The sequence below is a fragment of the Mesorhizobium sp. ORM8.1 genome, assembly GCF_053005525.2.
In genome coordinates this window covers 5,734,977-5,753,212 of the sequence record NZ_CM132600.1, presented here as the reverse complement: position 1 = coordinate 5,753,212, position 18,236 = coordinate 5,734,977, and the positions used below count along the sequence as shown (strand labels likewise).

At 61.8% G+C, this 18,236-nt stretch carries 20 protein-coding genes and 2 pseudogenes; 7 read left to right on the top strand and 15 right to left on the bottom strand.

What is annotated here, in order from left to right:
* Positions 1-108 precede the first annotated feature (108 nt).
* The gene (locus tag ACVDG8_RS28835) at positions 109-666 is read left to right on the top strand and encodes a hypothetical protein (protein WP_455707325.1); all 558 of its coding nucleotides are present in this window, start codon (positions 109-111) and stop codon (positions 664-666) included.
* On the top strand, positions 588-1,571 hold the full coding sequence (locus ACVDG8_RS28830) for an AAA family ATPase (RefSeq protein WP_455707867.1): 984 nt from the start codon (positions 588-590) through the stop codon (positions 1,569-1,571). The genes ACVDG8_RS28835 and ACVDG8_RS28830 overlap by 79 nt, the downstream gene beginning before the upstream one ends.
* 209 nt (positions 1,572-1,780) lie before the next feature.
* On the opposite strand, the gene ACVDG8_RS28825 is transcribed toward ACVDG8_RS28830, so the two are convergent.
* The 10 genes from ACVDG8_RS28825 to ACVDG8_RS28780 all read right to left on the bottom strand — a co-directional run bounded on the left by ACVDG8_RS28825 (position 1,781) and on the right by ACVDG8_RS28780 (position 10,373).
* Positions 1,781-2,173, bottom strand: coding sequence for a Rid family hydrolase (locus ACVDG8_RS28825; protein WP_447251482.1), 393 nt, complete (start codon positions 2,171-2,173; stop codon positions 1,781-1,783).
* Positions 2,174-2,613: 440 nt separating this feature from the next.
* Positions 2,614-3,078: a cupin domain-containing protein gene (locus ACVDG8_RS28820; RefSeq protein ID WP_447251481.1), complete on the bottom strand. Its 465-nt coding sequence runs from the start codon at positions 3,076-3,078 to the stop codon at positions 2,614-2,616.
* 298 nt (positions 3,079-3,376) lie between these two features.
* On the bottom strand, positions 3,377-3,937 hold the full coding sequence (locus tag ACVDG8_RS28815; RefSeq protein WP_447251480.1) for a DUF4142 domain-containing protein: 561 nt from the start codon (positions 3,935-3,937) through the stop codon (positions 3,377-3,379).
* 101 nt (positions 3,938-4,038) lie between these two features.
* Positions 4,039-4,794 (bottom strand): DUF899 family protein, encoded by a 756-nt coding sequence (locus ACVDG8_RS28810; RefSeq protein WP_447251479.1) that lies wholly within the window; start codon positions 4,792-4,794, stop codon positions 4,039-4,041.
* Positions 4,795-4,935: 141 nt separating this feature from the next.
* Complete coding sequence (locus tag ACVDG8_RS28805) at positions 4,936-5,361, bottom strand: lysozyme inhibitor LprI family protein (protein WP_447251478.1); 426 nt, start codon at positions 5,359-5,361, stop codon at positions 4,936-4,938.
* Positions 5,362-5,503: 142 nt separating this feature from the next.
* The gene (locus ACVDG8_RS28800; protein WP_447251477.1) at positions 5,504-6,328 is read right to left on the bottom strand and encodes a carbohydrate ABC transporter permease; all 825 of its coding nucleotides are present in this window, start codon (positions 6,326-6,328) and stop codon (positions 5,504-5,506) included.
* Position 6,329: 1 nt separating this feature from the next.
* Positions 6,330-7,244 (bottom strand): carbohydrate ABC transporter permease, encoded by a 915-nt coding sequence (locus tag ACVDG8_RS28795; protein ID WP_447257123.1) that lies wholly within the window; start codon positions 7,242-7,244, stop codon positions 6,330-6,332.
* Positions 7,245-7,273: 29 nt separating this feature from the next.
* On the bottom strand, positions 7,274-8,542 hold the full coding sequence (locus tag ACVDG8_RS28790; protein ID WP_447251476.1) for an ABC transporter substrate-binding protein: 1,269 nt from the start codon (positions 8,540-8,542) through the stop codon (positions 7,274-7,276).
* 117 nt (positions 8,543-8,659) lie between these two features.
* Entirely contained in the window at positions 8,660-9,187 is a 528-nt protein-coding gene (locus ACVDG8_RS28785) for a phage tail protein (protein ID WP_447251475.1), read from the bottom strand.
* A 250-nt stretch (positions 9,188-9,437) separates the two neighbouring features.
* Entirely contained in the window at positions 9,438-10,373 is a 936-nt protein-coding gene (locus ACVDG8_RS28780; protein WP_447251474.1) for a transglycosylase SLT domain-containing protein, read from the bottom strand.
* A gap of 166 nt (positions 10,374-10,539) precedes the next feature.
* Here ACVDG8_RS28780 and ACVDG8_RS28775 point away from each other — a divergent pair, with 166 nt between their 5' ends.
* Complete coding sequence (locus tag ACVDG8_RS28775) at positions 10,540-11,109, top strand: methylated-DNA--[protein]-cysteine S-methyltransferase (RefSeq protein ID WP_447251473.1); 570 nt, start codon at positions 10,540-10,542, stop codon at positions 11,107-11,109.
* 88 nt (positions 11,110-11,197) lie between these two features.
* Here the strand turns inward: ACVDG8_RS28775 and ACVDG8_RS28770 are convergent, their stop codons facing one another.
* Entirely contained in the window at positions 11,198-11,524 is a 327-nt protein-coding gene (locus ACVDG8_RS28770) for a hypothetical protein (RefSeq protein ID WP_447251472.1), read from the bottom strand.
* A gap of 282 nt (positions 11,525-11,806) precedes the next feature.
* Between ACVDG8_RS28770 and ACVDG8_RS28765 the strand changes: the two genes are divergently transcribed.
* From ACVDG8_RS28765 to ACVDG8_RS28755, 3 genes are all read left to right on the top strand, one after another.
* A complete protein-coding gene (locus ACVDG8_RS28765) occupies positions 11,807-12,019 on the top strand; it encodes a cold-shock protein (protein WP_140821395.1) in 213 nt (70 codons plus the stop codon).
* A gap of 271 nt (positions 12,020-12,290) precedes the next feature.
* Positions 12,291-12,491, top strand: coding sequence for a hypothetical protein (locus tag ACVDG8_RS28760; protein ID WP_447251471.1), 201 nt, complete (start codon positions 12,291-12,293; stop codon positions 12,489-12,491).
* Positions 12,492-12,575: 84 nt separating this feature from the next.
* On the top strand, positions 12,576-12,743 hold the full coding sequence (locus tag ACVDG8_RS28755) for a hypothetical protein (RefSeq protein WP_447251470.1): 168 nt from the start codon (positions 12,576-12,578) through the stop codon (positions 12,741-12,743).
* Positions 12,744-12,769: 26 nt separating this feature from the next.
* Here the strand turns inward: ACVDG8_RS28755 and ACVDG8_RS28750 are convergent, their stop codons facing one another.
* The 3 genes and pseudogenes from ACVDG8_RS28750 to ACVDG8_RS28740 form a co-directional block, all read right to left on the bottom strand.
* Positions 12,770-13,378, bottom strand: coding sequence for a glutathione S-transferase family protein (locus tag ACVDG8_RS28750; RefSeq protein WP_447251469.1), 609 nt, complete (start codon positions 13,376-13,378; stop codon positions 12,770-12,772).
* Between the two features lie 115 nt (positions 13,379-13,493).
* Positions 13,494-14,353 (bottom strand): annotated as a pseudogene (locus tag ACVDG8_RS28745) (EAL domain-containing protein).
* A gap of 201 nt (positions 14,354-14,554) precedes the next feature.
* Positions 14,555-15,247: pseudogene (locus ACVDG8_RS28740) on the bottom strand (EAL domain-containing protein); the annotation flags it as partial.
* A gap of 190 nt (positions 15,248-15,437) precedes the next feature.
* Here ACVDG8_RS28740 and ACVDG8_RS28735 point away from each other — a divergent pair.
* Positions 15,438-16,640 (top strand): pyridoxal phosphate-dependent aminotransferase, encoded by a 1,203-nt coding sequence (locus tag ACVDG8_RS28735; RefSeq protein ID WP_447251466.1) that lies wholly within the window; start codon positions 15,438-15,440, stop codon positions 16,638-16,640.
* Positions 16,641-16,694: 54 nt separating this feature from the next.
* Here the strand turns inward: ACVDG8_RS28735 and ACVDG8_RS28730 are convergent, their stop codons facing one another.
* Positions 16,695-18,212 carry an MFS transporter gene (locus ACVDG8_RS28730; RefSeq protein WP_447251465.1) on the bottom strand — a complete coding sequence of 506 codons (1,518 nt, stop codon included), beginning with the start codon at positions 18,210-18,212 and terminating at the stop codon, positions 16,695-16,697.
* Positions 18,213-18,236: the final 24 nt, after the last annotated feature.

Here is an 18,236-nt window from a genome sequence, read left to right as displayed (position 1 = left end):
ATCTATTTTCCCCAGTCAATTTTCAAGTTAACGTTCGCAGAGAACAACAGGGGAGCAGCCTTTAAATGGCCGCGGTGTACCTCGTTGGGATGGAGCGAGGTAAAGTATATGAACATCGAAAATATCGCTGGCTTCACTCTCACAAACATCGGCAAAATAAGTGTGATATTGGGAAAGAACGGATGCGGTAAGAGCCATTTAATGAAAGCTATAGAGCAGACGATACAGGGCCAAAATGGCTTTGGTAATATAAGGTACATAAGCCCCGAAAGGGGTGGGGCAATCGTTTACGAAGCGGGGGTGGATCAGGCTATTTTCAATAACCAAGGCTGGATGAATGAAAATAGGCGTAAAAATCAATCTGAAAATTTTCGTCAACAGAGCGCTGCTTTATTTAGGCAGCTTGAGCTAGTTACGTTAAGAATCATAGAGAAAGATCATAGGCGTCCTGGATATGTAACGAAGACATTCGATGACGTTGTGGAAAAGATAAATACCCTATTAGATCGAATTAAAATTGAAAGATCGACGTCAAGAATATTCCTAATAAAGGATATAGAAACAGGGGCGAGCTATCTGCATCCAGTATTAGCAGCGGAGAGTCAGAGATCCTTTCTCTGGGAATTGAATTTTTGGCATTCGTCGCCGAGGCGAAAGGTGGTATAACGAACATACTTTTTGTAGATGAGCCAGATGTTCACCTGCATCCGGATTTGCAAGATCGCTTAGCCAAATTTATCGTAGCAATCACCAAAGACGCACCGGTTAATATAATTCTTGCTACCCACAGCACTTCATTTCTTTCTAGTTTGGCTTCGGAGGCACAGGTAACAGTATCATTTATGAAAAGAGGCGATAAGAATCTTAATTTCAAAAATATATCTGAAGTTGATAAGAAAATATTACCGATTTTTGGGGCGCATCCTCTATCCAATGTTTTCAACGCATCTCCGATACTTCTGATTGAAGGCGAGGATGACGAGAGAATCTGGCAACAGGCGATACGATCGTCTCAGGGATCGCTCCGGCTTCATCCTTGCACCGTTGATGGAATCGCGAACTTTGTGAATTTTGAGTCTGAGGTGAACAACATCATCGGATCGGTCTACGACAAAGCCAAGGCCTTCTCGCTGAGAGATCGGGACCTGCAACCAGAAGCGATAGAGGATGTTGGGGCTGTTATACGAATGCGACTCGCATGCCGGGCTGCCGAGAACCTACTACTTGGCAATGACGTGTTGGCAGGCGTCGGTCTCAGCTGGGATGATATGACGGCTCGTATAATCACTTGGCTCGAAACAAACGAAGCTCATCAGTATCACGCTAATGTTCAAGCGTTTGTCAACGATGGCCTTAACCGTAAGGATCACGATCTAAAGTCCATTCGCAACATTCTTGTGGGTTTGATTTCGAACAAACCTTGGGAGGTTCTTGTCGGACAAACAATCGCTATGTTGGCAGTTAATCCGCCCGCAGCAGATGCGCCAATTTCTCCAGATAGTCTGGCTGATTATCTTGGTGAAAAATTAAGGGCGCACATTTTGAGATTCGCTCAGCCTCAAGCCGCCTAAACAGGGCGCGTCAGTTTCACTAAGCCCTTACATGGTGGCGTCGGATCCTTGTGCCGGCGTTGCGAGCCGACTTTCCATGGAGCGCTGTCACCAACGAGCAATTGACCGTAAGGTGGTGGTCGTCGCTGTTCTTATCGAAAGTCGAGCCGTAGCCCGCCCGGAGCGACGCTTCGCTGACATTCCTACCAGTGCTGGTTCGAGCACGCCCCTCACGCCACCGCCACGCACTCAATCTCAATATCAAACTCCATCGGCCAAGACGCCACCGGCACGAAACTGCGCGCCGGCGGGTTCACGCTGAAATACCGCGCATAGACCCGGTTGATGACATTGTAGAAGCCGGAATTGACGGCGTAGATGCGCACCATCACCACCTTGTCCAGCGAAGTGCCGGCCGCTTCCAGGCAGTGTTTCAGCGCCTTCAGCGACGCGTCGGTCTGGGTTTCGATGTCGCCGCGCACCATCTCGCCGGTCACCATGTCCACCGGCGGCGTCGCCGAGATGAAGACGAAGCCGTTGGCGCGCACCGCCGTCGAGCACGGCAGGCCGAGCGCGCGTACCTTGGCCGACATGACGGGTACTTCGATGACTTCCTTGTCCATGGTGGTCCTCCGTTTGTTTGGAACAGGGGCTAGTGCTGTCGTTTTTATGAAGAGGACCCCCACCCCTAACCCCTCCCCACAAGGGGAGGGGGACCAGCGGCCGCGCCGACTTGAGTTCAATGCCGAGACGTTGACAATCAGCCGGGTTAGCACAGGCGGGATTCCCCTCCCCCTTGTGGGGAGGGGGTTAGGGGGTGGGGGTCCTCTTCAAAAAACTTTGGGCGACAACCCTGTCATTTCGCGGAGCTTATCCTGCCGCCGGCCGAACGCCAGCAGCGTTCTTCCCTTCTCCCCTTGTGGGAGAAGGTGGATCGGCGCGCTAGCGACGAGACGGATGAGGGGTGTTCCAGGGAATGCCAACGTCTCACTCCGCTGGAACACCCCTCATCCGGCCGCTTCGCTGCCACCTTCTCCCGCAAGGGGAGAAGGGGGAGCCTCGCTCACCCCTGCCCCGGATACGGCGTGCCGTCCTTATGCAAAAACCGCCCATCCGAGCTCGGGCTCATCATGTCGATGTCGGAACAGGTGATGACATCGTCCGGGTTGCGCGAGCCGACCTCCAGATAGCGCGCCGTCACCGTCGAGCGGTTGATCATGTGGTGGCCGTTGCCGCTGTTTTTGGCGAAGGCAGCACTATCGCCCGCCTTGAGCAGCGTCTCGCCGCCATCCTCGACCAGCGTCAGCTCGCCCTCCAGCACATAGACGAGCTCGTCCTCATGGCTGTGCCAGTGGCGCTGGCTCGACCAGCCGCCCGGCGGCAGTGTCATCAGGTTGACGCCGAAATCGCCGAGGCCGCCGGCATCGCCGAGGCGCTGGCGCGTGCGGGTGGCGCAAGGGACGTCGAAAGGCGCGGGGTAGCCGGAGCCTTTGCGGATGGGGACGGAGGGGAGGTCGATTTTGGGCATGGAGGCCTCGCGAGGTGGTGGCGTAGTTTAACGCGCGGCGTGCGGGTGCAAAGAGCCAGTGGTCGGCAATGCGATGAATACGTAGCAAGGCGCTCTACGGCGCCCCCTCTGTCCTGCCGGACATCTCCCCACGAGGGGGGAGATTGGCAGCTTCGGCGCCTCGCCTTTCCTGCAACGTTGGAGATTGGCGAAAGCCGGCGTGACAGCTGATCTCCCCCTTGAGGGGGAGATGTCCGGCAGGACAGAGAGGGGGCCGTAGAGCGCTGCCGCCGCTTGTTTAACATCGGGCACAAGCCCCTCACTGATGCGCGACCGCCAAATCCTTCACATGCTTCTCGTGCATCTTCAGCACCGGCAGCGTCTTCTTGGCGAATTCCTTTATCGCCGGGTCGTCGCCCGATTGCGCATAGGTGCTGAACAGGGCGACGGCATCCTTATGCGCGTCGGTCTGCATCTTGATGTATTTGGCATCGAAATCCTTGCCGCTGGCGCCCTTCAACTCGTCGAGCATCTGCTGCTCCTTGGGCTGCAGACCCGGCGCCCCGGGCTTGATCGACGCCGTGGTCTGGCCCTGGCTCAGCGCCGCCTTGAAATCCTCGCCAGCCTTGGTGTGATCCTTGATCATTTGACCGGCAAAAGCCTTGACGTCGGCGGATGCCGATTTCTGCTCCGCCAGCTTGCTCGATTGGATCTCGAACGCGTTGGCGTTTGGCACCGTCGTGACGAAGGTCTGGGTATCGACCTTGCTGTCGGTCACCATCGGTCCCACCGCGTCCGTGTCGATGTCGTTCGATTGGGCGAGAGCAGCCGGCGCGCCGGCAAAGAGCGCGACGGCGACCAGGGGCAGCAGCGTTTTCATCTGAAATCTCCGATCCGAAACAGCCCCTCTGCCATCCAAACGCGGCATCGGCCCCAGGGTTGCTTGAAAAGAGGCGCGCGGGCTGAACACCCGCCGCGCCTTCAGTGGCAGCGCGCGGCGGCGGGCTGCCCGGCATATTGCAGTTGCTCGTGCCACTCAGGCCGGCCTTCCGGTGTGAAATCCATCAGGTTCCACAGGATCTCGCAGGTGCCGATGGCGCGCGGGTCCTGTCCGGGATCGGTCGGCGCGAAGCCAAGCTCCGACGACCAGAAATGGCGGATGCCGTCGGCGTCGCGATGGAACACCGAAAGCAGCGGTATCTGCGCGCCCTCGGCCGTTTCGGAATTGTAGTCGCGCTTGAAACCATTGCCAGCCGACGAGACGAGCCGCATGTTTTTCCAGCCGCGGTCGCGGCCAAGTGCGATGAGATTGTCGAGCGCGGTCTTGGCCACCACGGCGAAGTTGAAGCCGGCCGCCTGCAGATGGCCGACCGCGCCGTCCAGCTGGTCGAGCAGCGCGGTGCAGGACGGGCACGGCTGGTCCTGTCGGACGAGCCTGGCCGTCTCGCCGCTCGACGCCACATCGCGCGTTTCCTGCGGATGACGCGGGAACATCATCTGGTAGAGGATCAGCGAATCCTTGGCCGGCGCGAACAGGTCTGCCAGTTTCACCTTCGCCGGCTTGCCCTCGCCATCCAGCGCGTCGAAGACATAGCGCTGCGACACCAGCCCGCCCGGCGGCAGAGCGCGCCGCTCCTCGGCCACGGCTTCCATGGCGCGGCGCAGTTCGATTTCCTTCTTCAGCAGCTTTTCGCGCGCGGTGCGGTATTTGGCGGATTCGTTGGGAAAGGTGATCATGATCGGCTCCTTGTCTCGTCGCGCCGGCGTCCCGGCGCGGTTGCGCTACGACCCAAGGACGTTTCGAAACGATCGGTTCCGACATTTTTATACGCGCGCGGCCACGCAGGAGCCTGCCCTGCCGAAACGGCCGGGCAAACGCTACTGCGCCGTCGGCACCGGGCAATTGATCTCGCCTTCGGGACAGTTGAGATAGGTCTTGAAATCGCTCAGCCGGTCGTTGGTGAGAGACGTCTGGCAATTGGCGACCACCATCGGGTAGATGGTGCCCGCCTGGTCGATCGGACCACCCTGGAAGTTGCATTCGGCATCGCGGAAAGCGACCCAGGCGCGCTGCGCATCGACCAGCAATTTCTTCGACGCGGCATTGTCCTTGAGCCGCCCCTCGATCTGCTTGTAGGCGTCGTTGAGTTTCTTGTCGGCCGCGGTGAATTCCTTGCCGGCGCATTGGTTCATGGTCGCCTGGTCCTGCGCGTTGGCGCAATCGTCGGCAGCCTGTGCGGCACCGGCAAGGAGCGGCGCAGCGAGGATCAGGGTGGCGAGGCGGGAAAGCAGAAGCCGCATCATGTTTCCTCCGGTTTCAACAAAACCCCACGCGGGCGAAGCTTAGCAACTGGATGAGCACGGGCAAGACGCGGCCTGCCGCTTTGGTGGACAGTTCCTTTCCATGAAGAAGAAGGTCGGTAACGCACTGGATATCTGACCTATCTTACCCCTTCACCCCGCCGGCGGTGAGGCCTGAAACGATGCGGCGCTGGAAGATCAGCACCAGCACCACCAGCGGCACGGTGACGATCACCGAGGCGGCCATGATGTTGCCCCAGGGGATTTCGAACTGCGAGTTGCCGGAGAGCAGCGCGATCGCCACCGGCACGGTGCGCTGCGTGTTGGTGGAGGTGAAGGTGAGCGCGAACAGGAACTCGTTCCAGGCGCTGATGAAGGCGAGCAACCCGGTGGTGGCCAGCGCCGGCCACATCAACGGCAGGAAGATGCGCGTCAGGATGGTCCATGGCCCGGCGCCGTCGAGGATCGCCGCTTCCTCGATCTCGACCGGCAGGTCGCGCACGAAGGTGGTGAGCACCCAGACGGTGAACGGCAAGGTGAAGATCATGTAGGACAGGATGAGCGCCAAGAGCGAATTGTAGAGGTGCAGCGCCCGGATGATCTCGAACAGCCCGGCAAGCGCGGCCACCTGCGGAAACATCGACACCGACAGGATGGCGAGCATCAGCGCCGAGCGCCCGCGAAAACGAATGCGCGCCAGCGCGTAGGCCGAGGTGACGCCGAGCAGCAGCGAAATCGCCACCACCGCGCCGGAGACGATCAGCGAATTCATGAGATTGCGCAGGAAGGGCCCTTCGGTCAGCACGTTGCGGTAATTGGCAAGGCTGAACGATCGCGGCCACAGGCCGGCCTGGAACAGCTCGGTGCCCGATTTCAGGCTGGTGACGATGGCATAGTAGAACGGAAACACCGCGACGAAGACGATTCCCAGAAGCAGCAGATAGAAGCCGGCGCGCTTCAACAGTTTCATATCAGCGGCCTCCATCCAGGCTCAGCCGGCCGATCCGGATATAGGCGATGGTGAGCAGGCCGATGATGAGGAAAAGCAGCGTCGAGGCGGCCGAGCCATAGGCGAACTTGTCGAACTCGAACAGGTTCTCGCGCGCGAAGATCGACATCGATTTGGTCTGCACGTTGTTGGGCGTCAGCACATAGATCAGGTCGAAGATGCGCAGCGCGTCGAGCGCGCGGAAAATCACCGCCACCATCACCGCCGGGCGGATCAGCGGCAGGGTCACCCACCAGAACACCTGCCATGGGCTCGCGCCATCGAGCCTGGCCACCTCGACGATCTCGCGCGGCAGCATCTGCAGCGCCGCCAGGATCAGCAGCGCCATGAACGGCGTCGTCTTCCAGATGTCGACAATGAGCACGGCGACCATCGCGGTGTCGGCGCTGGCGGTCCAGGCGATCTTGGCGTGGATCAGGCCGAGGTTGAGCAGCACCACATTGATGATGCCGAACTGGTCGTTGAGCATCCATTGCCACATCTTGGCCGAGACGATCGTCGGGATCGCCCAGGGAATGAGGATCGCGGCCCGGACGATGCCGCGTCCCGGGAATTCGGCGTTAAGCGCCAGTGCGACGACCATGCCCAGCACCGTCTCGCAGGCCACCGAAACCACGGCGAAACGCATCGTGTTCCACACCGCGCGCCACCACACCGGATCGGCGAGCAGCCCGTCATAGAGCAGGCGGCCGCTCGGCAGGCGCAGCACCGAGAAGTAGTTGTCGAAGCCCACCCATTGCCGGGCATCGAGATCGGCAAGCGAGGCGTCGGTGAAACTGTAATAGACAGTGCGCAACAGCGGCCAGCCGGCGACGGCGGCCAGAACCACAAGCATCGGCGCCAGGAACAGCCATGCGATGCGCACGCGCTGGCGCATCAATGGCGATCGCCTTACCGGCGTCGCGGTCACCAGCCCTTTCCTTTCAGCCTGGTCAGCCTCGCCTCGAGATCGGCGAGATTGTCGCCCGCCGCGCCTTCGCCGGAAATCGTGTTGTGCACGGCCGTCCAGAACTGGCTCGATGCCTCGTTGTATTTGATCCTGGCGGTCGCGGAGGGCCGTGGCTGGGCGTCGAGAAAGATCGGCTTCCAGCGCGGCACGATCGGCTGCTGCCTGGCGATGTCGGGATCGTCATAGAGTGCTGCGATCGTCGGCAGATTGGACGTCCGCAGCGTGCGGTATTTCTGCATCTCGGGCGAGGCGATGAACTTGACCAGGTCGATCGCCGCGTCCGGATGTTTGGAATATTTTGAGACGGCAAGGTTCCAGCCGCCGAGCGTCGCGACCGGATGCGCGCCTTCGCCGCTACCGGCCGGCAGCGGCGCCACGTCGAACTTGCCCTTGATCGGCGAATTCTCGCTGTTGCCGAGCGCGTAGGCGTAGGGCCAGTTGCGCATGAAGACTGCGTTGCCAGTCTGCCAGACGCCGCGCGATTCCTCTTCCTGATAGGCGAGCACGCCCGGCGGCGCGATGGTGCCGATCCACCCTTTGACCATGTCGAGCGCGGCCGCCGCTTTCGGGTTGTTGATGGAGATGGCGCCGTCCAGTTCGACGATCCCGCCGCCGCCATTCGACATCACCCATTCGAGCGCGTTGCAGGTCAGCCCTTCATAGGCGTTGCCCTGGAAGACATAGCCCCAGATGTCCTTGTTGCCGGCCGCCCGCTCCTTGTCCATGACCAGCCTGGCGGTGTCCTGCAGCTCCTTCCAGGTGGTCGGCACCTTGGCGCCATATTTGTCGAGAAGATCCTTGCGATAATAGAGCGCCGGCGCGTCGGTGAAGATCGGCAGGGCCACCAGTCTGCCGTTGACGGTCTGCGACTTGATGATCGACGGGAAATGGGCGCCGACAACATCCCTGGTTGCCTGCGTCAGGTCGACGAGCTGGCTGGCAAGCTGCGGCGCCCAGATGACGTCGGTCTGGTAGACGTCGATGTCGCTGCTGCCGGCGGCAAGCCACAGCCTGTATTGGCCGAACTGGTCGGTGATCGAGGGCGGTATGACGACGATGCCGACCTTGTTGCCGCTCTTTTTCTCGTAGCGGTCGAGGATCTCGCGCAGCACCTTGATGCCGTTGCCGGTGTCGCCCGACACGATCGAAAGCTCGACCGCGTGGACCGGAACGACCGTAAGCAGGATGCCGGTTGCCAATGCCAGAAATGCGGGAAAGAACTTCACGGGGCGGCCGATCTCGCTTCAAGGCCGGCGAGACGGATTTCCGCGCGTCGTCAGCTCGTCAGCACCCCCGCCCTGCGTTGAATGCGGAGCGCCGCATTCGGTTCCGTAGCGCGACGATCACGCCGGCGGATCGGTAAAGCCGGGCTCGGTCGGCTCGACCACATCGGTATCGCGCTCCCAGCCTTCGTTCTCCAGCCTCATGGCCTGGATCGCCACGGCGTTTGCGTTGGCATCGAGCTCGGGCAGCATCTGGACTTCGGACGGCCAGCAGCGAAAGATCTTGTAGACGAGCGCCACCTGCCCGGCCTCGTTCAGGAATTCGAGGATGATGTCCTTGCGAAAGTCCTTCAACGACACTTCCGCGCCGAGACCGTTCTGCAAATCCCACACCTTGTTTGCCCAGCGCTCGAATTCGAGGTCATGGGTCACGCCGCGTTCGACGGTGATCGGCTCGAAGCGGGTAATGCCTGGCGATTTGCGCGTGTTGCCGGCAGCGCCGCCGTCACGGTGTTCGATGACTTCGGTGGTGCGCTTCAGCCCGCTGATCTTCGAGATGCCGGCAACATATTTGCGGTCCCATTTCAGTCGGAACCGATAGTTCTTATAGGGATCGAAGCGCTGTGTATTGACGGTGAACGGGGCCAAGGCGGACATCTCCTCCATGGGCTTCACACGAAAGCGGACGGGCTCCGAAACCCACCGCCCCGGAGCCCGCCTGGGAGTGGCTGACGCATGCCGGCACAGCCCCCTCCGACGCCTTGCCCGCGTCGATCCGCCGATCGGCCGCCGGCACGACGACGAATTAGCATGCCCTAACGTCAGTCTATGTGAAGGAGTTCACAAATTGCGCCGGCACGCCGCCGATGTTGCAAAGCGTCACAACTGGACAGCTCGCTCAGGCGTCGGGTGGCAGGCGGTGCCGCTTGCGGTCGACGCCGAGGCCGGTCGCCTCGAGCAGGCCCTTGCGCTTGGCGTCGTAGTAATAACCGGTCTGGTAGAGCATGTCGGCGCGCTTGGCGTTGCCGCCGGAGACCAGCCAGGCGCCGCGCAGATACTTGACCGCGTATTTGAGGTTGGTCTCGGCGTCGAACAGGCCGGTCGCCGGTCCGTCATAGCCCATGCCGCGCGCGGTCGCGTGCTTGATCTGCATCAGCCCCCAATGGCCATGATTGAAGGCTTTCGGGTTGAAGGTGCTCTCGCGGTTGACGACATGGCGCACCAGCTCGACCGGCACTTCATAGACCGCCGAATATTTCTCGATCAACCGCTCGATCTCGGCGCGCGGGCCGCTGGCGTGCTGTTCCGGCTGGGCGGGCGCCGTAAGCAGCGCCGGGTTGTCCGGGGAGACATAGGCGACCTGCTGGATGCCAGGCATCGGAGCGATCTTGGCCGTCTGTCCGGTGACCGGCATGGCGACGCCGGCGGTGGTGTAGAGCGCTGCCTGCTTGAGCGCGCCGGGACCGGTCGGCGAGGCGCCGGCCATCAGCACCGGCGGCGGCGGAAACTGGCCCGCGACAGGCGTCGCGCCGGCAAAGGCTGCCGGCTGCGCGCCGGGCTGTATGGGCGGCGGCAGCGCGGCACCTGGCGTCGTCGCCAAGGCGACGGCATCGCCGGCAAGTGCTGTCGTCTGCACCTGCGCCAAGCCGGACGGTTCCGGCAGCACGGCCACGGTTTCGGGCAGCGCCAGGGTCGGCGTATCGTCCGCGACAACAGGGCTAGACGCCGCCGCAAGCGCGGGCGCGGCCTTCATCTGCGAGGTCGAGGTACAGCCGCTGAGGCCGGCTGCTGCAACGAGCACGCCGATCGCGGTGATGATGATCTTGACTGGCAAGCCGTGCGGGTCCGGTTTGTCGGGCTGTTAAGAAGTCCTTACACCAGCGATTCACCCTCGGCAATCGCCGCCGGCCGGCGGTTTTCGGGTGTCAGGAACAGGGCCGAAATGCCATATTGTTCCGGATATGTACTCGTTTTTCGCGGTTTTACGGAAGGAATACGCCATGAAACCCACATCTCGGATCACGGCCGGCCACGCAGTGTTAGAAACAGTGATCGGCTTCATGGGAATAGCCTGGAGCGAGAAGGGCCTGATCCGCGTCTGCCTGCCCGAGCGCAGCCGCGAAGCGGTCGAACGCCGGCTGTTCCGCCACCCGGGCGTCTCCACCTCGACGGAGCAGCCAGGGTGGATCGTCGAGCTGATCGCTTCGATCAAAGCCTATGCGGCCGGCGAGGACGTCGACTTCTCCGGCGTGCCGGTCGACCTTGACGGAGTCGATGACTTTCGCCTCGCCATCTACGATGCCGCGCGCAAGCTCGGCTTCGGCGAGACGACCACCTATGGCGAACTGGCCAAGCGCGCCGGCCATAGCGGGCTTGCCCGCGAAACCGGCGCCGCGCTTGGCGCCAACCCGGTGCCGCTGGTCATCCCTTGCCATCGTATCCTGGCCGCCGGCGGCAAGATCGGCGGCTTCTCGGCGCCGGGCGGCTCGGCCACCAAGGAAAAGATGCTGGCCATGGAAGGCGTGCGTGTCGGCCCGCCGCCGGCCGCGCAGGCGTCATTCGGCTTCTGAGACTTCCAGAGCCCGTTTCGAAACTTGCTCCCGCGAGTCAGATGACCGCCGCCAGGTGGCCGCGGGAGTAGAGTTTCCAAACGGACTCTCAGCGGTGGTGCGGGAACCGGCGGCGGAAATGGTCGAAGTCCGGCCGCTTGCAGACATAGACCGCGCACGACCTGATGTCGGCGCTCGGCACATAGGCGCGGGACCGCACCTCGCCCATGTTGCAGAAGCGCTCGTCGCGCACATAGCGGTCGTAGAGCGGCAGCCCGGGCACGCGCGTCGACTGGTAGCGCAGGATGACCGCACCTTGCCTGGCGATCGTCGCCTGCACCCGGTCGCAGCTCATACGGGTGGGGTCGTAGCGCGAGACGGCCTGCGCCTCGGCGGACACCAGCACCAGGCAAGCAGCAAGCAGAATGGTTTTCATGTTCCTCTCCTAGAACGGCGAGCATGTTCATCCCTCCACAACGCGCGCCACGTGTCAAAACTTCCCTTCGAACTTCTACTCGATTCCAGCGCTATGCTGTCGGCGCCCATGCGGACCATCTTGTTTTCTTGGCAAAATCATCCTATATGCGTCCCATTGAATTTGGCCGATCGATCGGGCCTCGCGATACCTCGCGTTTGCTGACGTCTATCTCCAAAATTTCGATGCAACCGGCCGGACGTTGGTCCGGTCAAACGTAAGCAAATGTGGAAGGGCATTTAGATGGCAACTGGTACGGTCAAGTGGTTCAACGCCACCAAGGGCTACGGCTTCATCCAGCCTGACAATGGCGGCGCGGACGTTTTCGTCCACATCTCCGCTGTCGAGCGCGCTGGCATGACCAGCCTCGTCGAAGGCCAGAAAATCAACTTCGAGATCGAGCAGGACCGCCGCACCGGCAAGTCCGCCGCTGGGTCTCTGAGCAAGGCGGCCTGATTTTTGCGAATGGCGCGCACTGGGCGAGAGCCTAGGGCGCGCGGCAAGTCACGGATGTACTGACGGTCGCGCGATGAGCGCGCCGGAGCGAAAGACCCGATACGCTGGAACAGCAGATAGCTGCCAGCCCGGACCGGACGCTCCCGATCAGGCTACCTAAATGGGAAGGCGGGATTTATCCCGCCTTTTTGTTTGTCTGCAGTCAGGCGGGTTGAGGTCTAGTGTCCCACCGATGGTACCATTTTTAGCCCGATTGTGGTACCGTTAGCCTATGAGCAAGCTTGAACAGATCGAAAAATCCGTCGCCGAACTGAGCCCTGAAGAACTGAAGGCCTTTGCCGCATGGTTCGAGCAGCTTCAGGCGGACAAGTGGGATCGGCAGATCGAAGACGACGCAAAAGCGGGGCGGCTCGACAAGCTGCTGGCCGAAGCGCGGGCTGAAATAGCAGCAGGCAAGTTGCGCGACTTGTGAAGCACCGGGCGACCGCAAGTTTTTGGGGGGAAATACCAAGCTCTACCCAAACCAGTTCGTCGCCTTGCCGACAAGAGTTTCACGTTGCTGAAGACCAACCCTCGCCATCCATCCCTTCACTTCAAAAAGGTAGGTGAGGCTTGGTCAGCGAGAATCGATAGCAATTATCGCGCTTTGGCTTTGGAAAGTGCCGACGGCTATAACTGGATCTGGATCGGCACCCATGCCGAGTACGAGCGTCTTATCAAATAGCCCGCCTTCGTTCGAAGCAGCCGGAATTACCCCACCCACTCGATCGGCACGTGCCCCTGATCCGCCTCGACGCGCTTCAGCCAGGCCGCCACGGCCGGATAGGCGTCAAGCTGGAAGCCGCCCTTCTCGGCGGTGTGGGTGTAGGCGTAAAGCGCGATATCGGCGACGCTATAGGAACTGCCGCTGAAAAACGCGTTCTGCTCCAGGTGCCTGTTCATCACGCCGAGCGCCTTGTTGCCGCGCTCCAGCGTCGCCGCCAGCCGTTCGGGCGTGGCGTCCTTCGCCCTTTCGGGAAAGGTGAGCAGCGCCTTGCGCACGGCGATGTAGGGCTCGTGGCTGTATTGTTCGAAGAACAGCCATTGATAGGCCAGCCCACGCTCGTATTTGTCAGCCGGCAGGAAGCGGGTGCCCTCGGCGAGATAGAGCAGGATGGCGTTGGATTCGGCGATGCGCCTGCCATCGTCGAGCTCCAGCATCGGCACCATCGCGTTCGGATTCTTGGCGACATAGTCGGGCTTGCGTGTTTCTCCGCTGTGCGAGTTGACCTCGACCCGAGTGAAGGGAATGCCGAGCTTGGCCATCAACAGCCGCGGCTTGTAGCAATTGCCGCTGTCGCTCATGTCGTAAAGGATCATGCTGTCACCTCGCGCGTCGATAGCAAGGCTCTACCGCGCTTCAGCGTGGCTCATCCAGTGATTTGTTCTTGGGCTAAAGCATCAGCGACGCTGATGCGTTTCTTGGGATCAAGCGTCAGCGGCGCTGATGCAGGGCACGACCTTGTTGTTGGCGCCAAGCAGCGCGTCGATCGACAGCGGCTCTTCATTGAAGATCGTGCCGGCGAGCGCCGGGCGGGCAAGGTGGAAGCCCTGGAGGAGATCGACGCCGCCATCCAGCGCGACACGCAGATGCGTCGCCCGCTCGATGCCTTCGACCAGGACCTTGGCGCCACGGTCGTGCAACATCGAGACCAGCGGCCGGAAGAAGCGTTCGGCCGCCGCATGCCGGCAGAACTCGGCGAACCAGGCGCCGTCGATTTTGACGATATCCGGCGCAAGAAGATTGATCCGCTCCTCGGTCGAATGTCCGGTGCCGAAATCGTCGATCGCAATGCGGATGCCGTGACGCCGCATTTCGTGCACCAGGCTGATCAGGACGCGATCGTCGGCCGCCTGTTCGGTGATTTCGCAGACAAGCAGGCCAGGCTGCAGGTCGAAGTCGCCGAGATGCCTGGTCATCAGCCGGATTTCCGCCAGCGCTCGCCCGAGGTGATCGTTGATCATCGGATTGTAGTTGAAGAACAATGTCAGCCCGTCGGCGCCGATGTTGCGGTAATTGCCGACATGCAGCATCCGGCACATCGTCTCGACGAACAAACGGTCGGCTTGCGGCACGCTGTCGAAGAAGGCGGATGGCGCCACGGGCCGCGCGACGCGACGCGGTTCGATCAGCCCTTCGACGGCCACAGCCTTCAGTGCCCTGCCTTGCGGCGCGAAGATCGGCTGATAGGCGCTCCACAGCCGGAACTCGCCATAGACGCCGAACTGGATGCCGATCTCGTCGGCGAAGATCGCCTCGGCGGCGTTGCGCCGCCTTTCGGTATGTCCGGTCATGGCGCGACCTTGCGCCCGAATACCCTTGCCGGCCGTGCCGGCGAAGCCGGGCGGGGTCGCAGCGAGCAACGCCTTACTCTCCTCGACCTGGGGCGGCTCGGTACCCTTGCCGAAAACGCGAAAGCTGGTGGGCGCCAGTTCCGGCCGGGCGAGCACATAGCCTTGCACCATCGAGGCGCCGGATCTTTCGGCGAGTTCCAATTGCCAGCCTTCCTCGATACCTTCGAAGACGGTGCGGATGCCCTGGTTTTCGAAACTCTGCACCATGGCCGTCAGCAACGCGAAGCCGGCTCCGGATTCCATCAATTGCGTGATCCATTGGGCGTCGAATTTGACGATGTCGGGCTTGAGTTCCTTGATGCGGTTGATGTCAGAATCGTCCGCGCCGTAATCGTCGACGGCAATGCGGAAGCCATTAGCCTTCAGCGCCTCCACGAAATTGTAGAGCGTTTCCTGCGAGGCCGACCTCTGCTCGGTCACTTCGCAAACGATGCGGCGCGCATCGATGCCGGCCTCGTGCAGCACCAGCCGCATGTCGCGCAATGCCTTGTCGGCAATGCCGCGATCGGTGAACACCGACGGGTCGAAATTGACGAAGATGGACGCTTCCTGCGGCAGGCAGGCGCCGGCATTCAAAAGATGCAGCGTCCGCGTCAGCGCCTCGATATGCAGCCTGTCGGCGGCCGGGCATGTGCCGAAGAAGGCTCCCGGCGACTGCGGCTCGCCATTGCGAAACGGCCGGATCAGGCCCTCGAAAGCCGCGATCGAAAGCCTGCCCTCCTTGAAGGCGAAGATCGGCTGAAACGCGCTCTGCAGTGTATAGATGCCCCAGACACCACTGGAGGTGCCGTCATCGTTGCGGATGATGTGGGCAAGCCCGATGCTGCGCGACAAAGGTTCCTCGTTTCGCAATTCAACCTGCGATCCTGCCAGTCAAGGGTTTACCGGTCGTTGATGAATTTAGCGTTGCCGCTCACGCCTCCTTGACCTCTGGCTCATCCGACAATGCTTGCGCTTGAGCCGATGTTGCGACATGAGAAGCGCCGCGGCCGCTCTTGGCCGCTTTCCTAGGAGATAGTTTGTCATGGCCTTTCTCGCCGACGCCCTTTCCCGCGTTAAGCCTTCCGCGACCATCGCGGTGACGCAGAAAGCGCGCGAGCTGAAAAATGCCGGCCGTGACATTATCGGCCTCGGCGCCGGCGAGCCCGACTTCGATACGCCCGACAACATCAAGAACGCGGCGATCGAAGCGATCCGCCGCGGCGAGACCAAATATCCGCCGGTTTCGGGCATCGTGCCGCTGCGCGAGGCGATCTCCAAAAAGTTCAAGCGCGAGAACAACCTCGACTACCGGCCGGAGCAGACCATTGTCGGCACCGGCGGCAAGCAGATTCTGTTCAACGCCTTCATGGCGACGCTGAACCCCGGCGACGAGGTCATCATTCCGCGTCCCTACTGGGTGAGTTATCCCGAAATGGTGGCGATCTGCGGCGGCACCTCGGTCTTCGCCGACACCTCGATCGACAACGGCTTCAAACTGACACCGGCGGTGCTGGAAAAGGCGATCACGCCGAAGACCAAATGGCTGTTGATGAACTCGCCGTCGAATCCGTCGGGCGCCGCCTACACGGAAGCGGAACTGCGCGCGCTGGCCGATGTGCTGTTGAAGCATCCGCATGTCTGGACGCTGACCGACGACATGTACGAGCACCTAACCTATAGCGATTTCGTCTTCAAGACCATCGCCGAGGTCGAGCCGAGCCTCTACGAGCGCACGCTGACCATGAACGGCGTGTCGAAAGCCTATGCCATGACCGGCTGGCGCATCGGCTATGCAGCGGGTCCTGTCCAGCTCATCAAGGCAATGGACATGATCCAGGGTCAGCAGACGTCTGGCGCCTGCACGATCGCGCAATGGGCTTCGGTCGAGGCGCTCAACGGCCCGCAGGATTTCATCGCCAAGAACAAGGCGATCTTTCAAGGGCGTCGCGATCTCGTCGTGTCCATGCTCAACCAGGCGCGCGGCATCACGTGCCCGTCGCCGGAAGGCGCCTTCTATGTCTACCCGTCCTGCGCGCAACTGATCGGCAAGAAGACGAAGGCAGGCAAGGTCATCGACACCGATGAGACGTTCTGCGCCGAACTGCTCGAGGCCGAAGGCGTTGCGGTGGTGTTCGGCTCGGCCTTTGGCCTAGGTCCGAACTTCCGCATCTCCTACGCCACGTCGGACGCATTGCTGGAGGAAGCCTGCACCCGCATCCAGCGCTTTACGGGATCGCTGACCTGATCGGCGCAAGCCACGAAACACCAAAACCCGGCTTCAGTCAGGTTTTTTTGACGCCTACGCCTGCTGCTTCGCTTCCCGGGCGGAGCGCGCTTCGGCCGGCGCCAGCACGGCGACCAGCAATGCGGCGGTGAGGAACGCGCCAATCGCCGCCGTCAGCATCGCGGCATGGAAGCCGCCGGCATAGGCGATCGTGAAAAGGTTGTGCACGCCACCCGCGCCGATCGCCGCGTCGGTGGTAAAATCATGCCGTGAGATGGCGGCGCGGGCCACCGTCTCGGCATTGGCGACGCCAGCATCGCCGAGATAGCCGGCAAGCAGGCTGGTCGCGCGCATGCTCATCAAGGCGCCGAGCAGCGCGATGCCGATGGCAAGGCCGCTCTGGCGGGTCGCGTTGATGACCGCCGACACCATGCCGGAACGCTCACGCGGCGCGTAGGACATAGCCGCGGCGCTGCCGGTCGGGATCGCCAGCGAGTTGCCAAGGCCGCTGATGGCAAACAGAAGGCCGAGCATCGCGTAGGAGGTCGACGGACCGGCCCAGCACATGCCAAGCATGGAAAGGCCGATCAGGAGATAGCCCGCCGTCATCAGCATCGAATGGCCGTAGCGCGCGCTGAGCCTGCCGATCCATGGCGACACCACCATCTGGACAATGAAGGCCGGCGCCATGCGCAGGCCGGTCTGCGTCGGCGACCAGCCCTGCACCTGCTGCAGGAACATCGAGAAGAAGAAGACGCTGGTGTAGGAGGTGAAGCCGAGCGCGAACGAGGCGACATTGGCGACGGCAAAGCGTGCGTCGGCAAACAGGCCAAGCGGCAGCATAGGGCGCGCTATGCGTGCTTCAAAGCCGAGGAAGACCGCCAGGCCGACGATGCCGACGACAAGCGCCGTGACGGTCTTGGGATCGCTCCAGCCGGTTTCGCCGGCCGTGATCAGGCCGAAGGTCAAAGCACCAAGCCACAGGATCGAGAGCGCCAGGCCGACAAGATCGAGATGCGCGTGTTCGGGGTGCGAGGTCTCGTCGATCGACACAGCGCCAAGCACGACCGTCACCAGACCAAGCGGCAGGTTGATCAGGAAGATGCTTTGCCAGCCGACCGTCTGCACCAGGATGCCGCCCAGCACCGGGCCGACCAGCAGCGAGATGGCGGCGAACGAAGCCCAGCCGCCGATGACGCCGGCCCGCTCGCGCGGATCCGGGAAAGCCTGGGTGAGGATCGACAGCGCGCCCGGGATGAGCAGCGAGCCGGCAATGCCTTGCACCACGCGGCCGGCAAGCAGCGCCGGCAGGTTCGGGGCGATGGCGCAGATCAGCGAGCCGACGACGAAGATGCCGACACCAGCCAGCCACGAGCGCTTGCGGCCGTAGCGGTCGCCGATCAGGCCCGACGACAGCATGAAGGCGGAAAGACAGAGCGTGTAGGCGTCGACCACCCATTGCAGGCCGCCGAAATCGGTAAGCAGCGCCTGCTGGATCGTCGGCAGCGCGACATTGACGATGCTGACATCGAGCAAGGCGACGAAAGAGCCGAGATAGACGGCGGCGACGAGAGGCAGGCGGCTCTTCAGCATGACATTCCAAACATGATTTTGCGG

Excerpts from the sequence above, each read along its gene's own strand:
- ACVDG8_RS28800 (WP_447251477.1), bottom strand. The coding sequence starts at position 6,328 with ATGAAACTGTTGAAGCGCGCCGGCTTCTATCTGCTGCTTCTGGGAATC.
- ACVDG8_RS28810 (WP_447251479.1), bottom strand. The coding sequence starts at position 4,794 with ATGATCACCTTTCCCAACGAATCCGCCAAATACCGCACCGCGCGCGAA.
- ACVDG8_RS28735 (WP_447251466.1), top strand. The coding sequence starts at position 15,438 with ATGGCCTTTCTCGCCGACGCCCTTTCCCGCGTTAAGCCTTCCGCGACC.
- ACVDG8_RS28770 (WP_447251472.1), bottom strand. The coding sequence starts at position 11,524 with ATGAAAACCATTCTGCTTGCTGCTTGCCTGGTGCTGGTGTCCGCCGAG.
- ACVDG8_RS28820 (WP_447251481.1), bottom strand. The coding sequence starts at position 3,078 with ATGCCCAAAATCGACCTCCCCTCCGTCCCCATCCGCAAAGGCTCCGGC.
- ACVDG8_RS28775 (WP_447251473.1), top strand. The coding sequence starts at position 10,540 with ATGAAACCCACATCTCGGATCACGGCCGGCCACGCAGTGTTAGAAACA.
- ACVDG8_RS28730 (WP_447251465.1), bottom strand. The coding sequence starts at position 18,212 with ATGCTGAAGAGCCGCCTGCCTCTCGTCGCCGCCGTCTATCTCGGCTCT.
- ACVDG8_RS28795 (WP_447257123.1), bottom strand. The coding sequence starts at position 7,244 with ATGCGCCAGCGCGTGCGCATCGCATGGCTGTTCCTGGCGCCGATGCTT.
- ACVDG8_RS28815 (WP_447251480.1), bottom strand. The coding sequence starts at position 3,937 with ATGAAAACGCTGCTGCCCCTGGTCGCCGTCGCGCTCTTTGCCGGCGCG.
- ACVDG8_RS28760 (WP_447251471.1), top strand. The coding sequence starts at position 12,291 with ATGAGCAAGCTTGAACAGATCGAAAAATCCGTCGCCGAACTGAGCCCT.
- ACVDG8_RS28750 (WP_447251469.1), bottom strand. The coding sequence starts at position 13,378 with ATGATCCTTTACGACATGAGCGACAGCGGCAATTGCTACAAGCCGCGG.
- ACVDG8_RS28765 (WP_140821395.1), top strand. The coding sequence starts at position 11,807 with ATGGCAACTGGTACGGTCAAGTGGTTCAACGCCACCAAGGGCTACGGC.
- ACVDG8_RS28825 (WP_447251482.1), bottom strand. The coding sequence starts at position 2,173 with ATGGACAAGGAAGTCATCGAAGTACCCGTCATGTCGGCCAAGGTACGC.
- ACVDG8_RS28835 (WP_455707325.1), top strand. The coding sequence starts at position 109 with ATGAACATCGAAAATATCGCTGGCTTCACTCTCACAAACATCGGCAAA.
- ACVDG8_RS28805 (WP_447251478.1), bottom strand. The coding sequence starts at position 5,361 with ATGATGCGGCTTCTGCTTTCCCGCCTCGCCACCCTGATCCTCGCTGCG.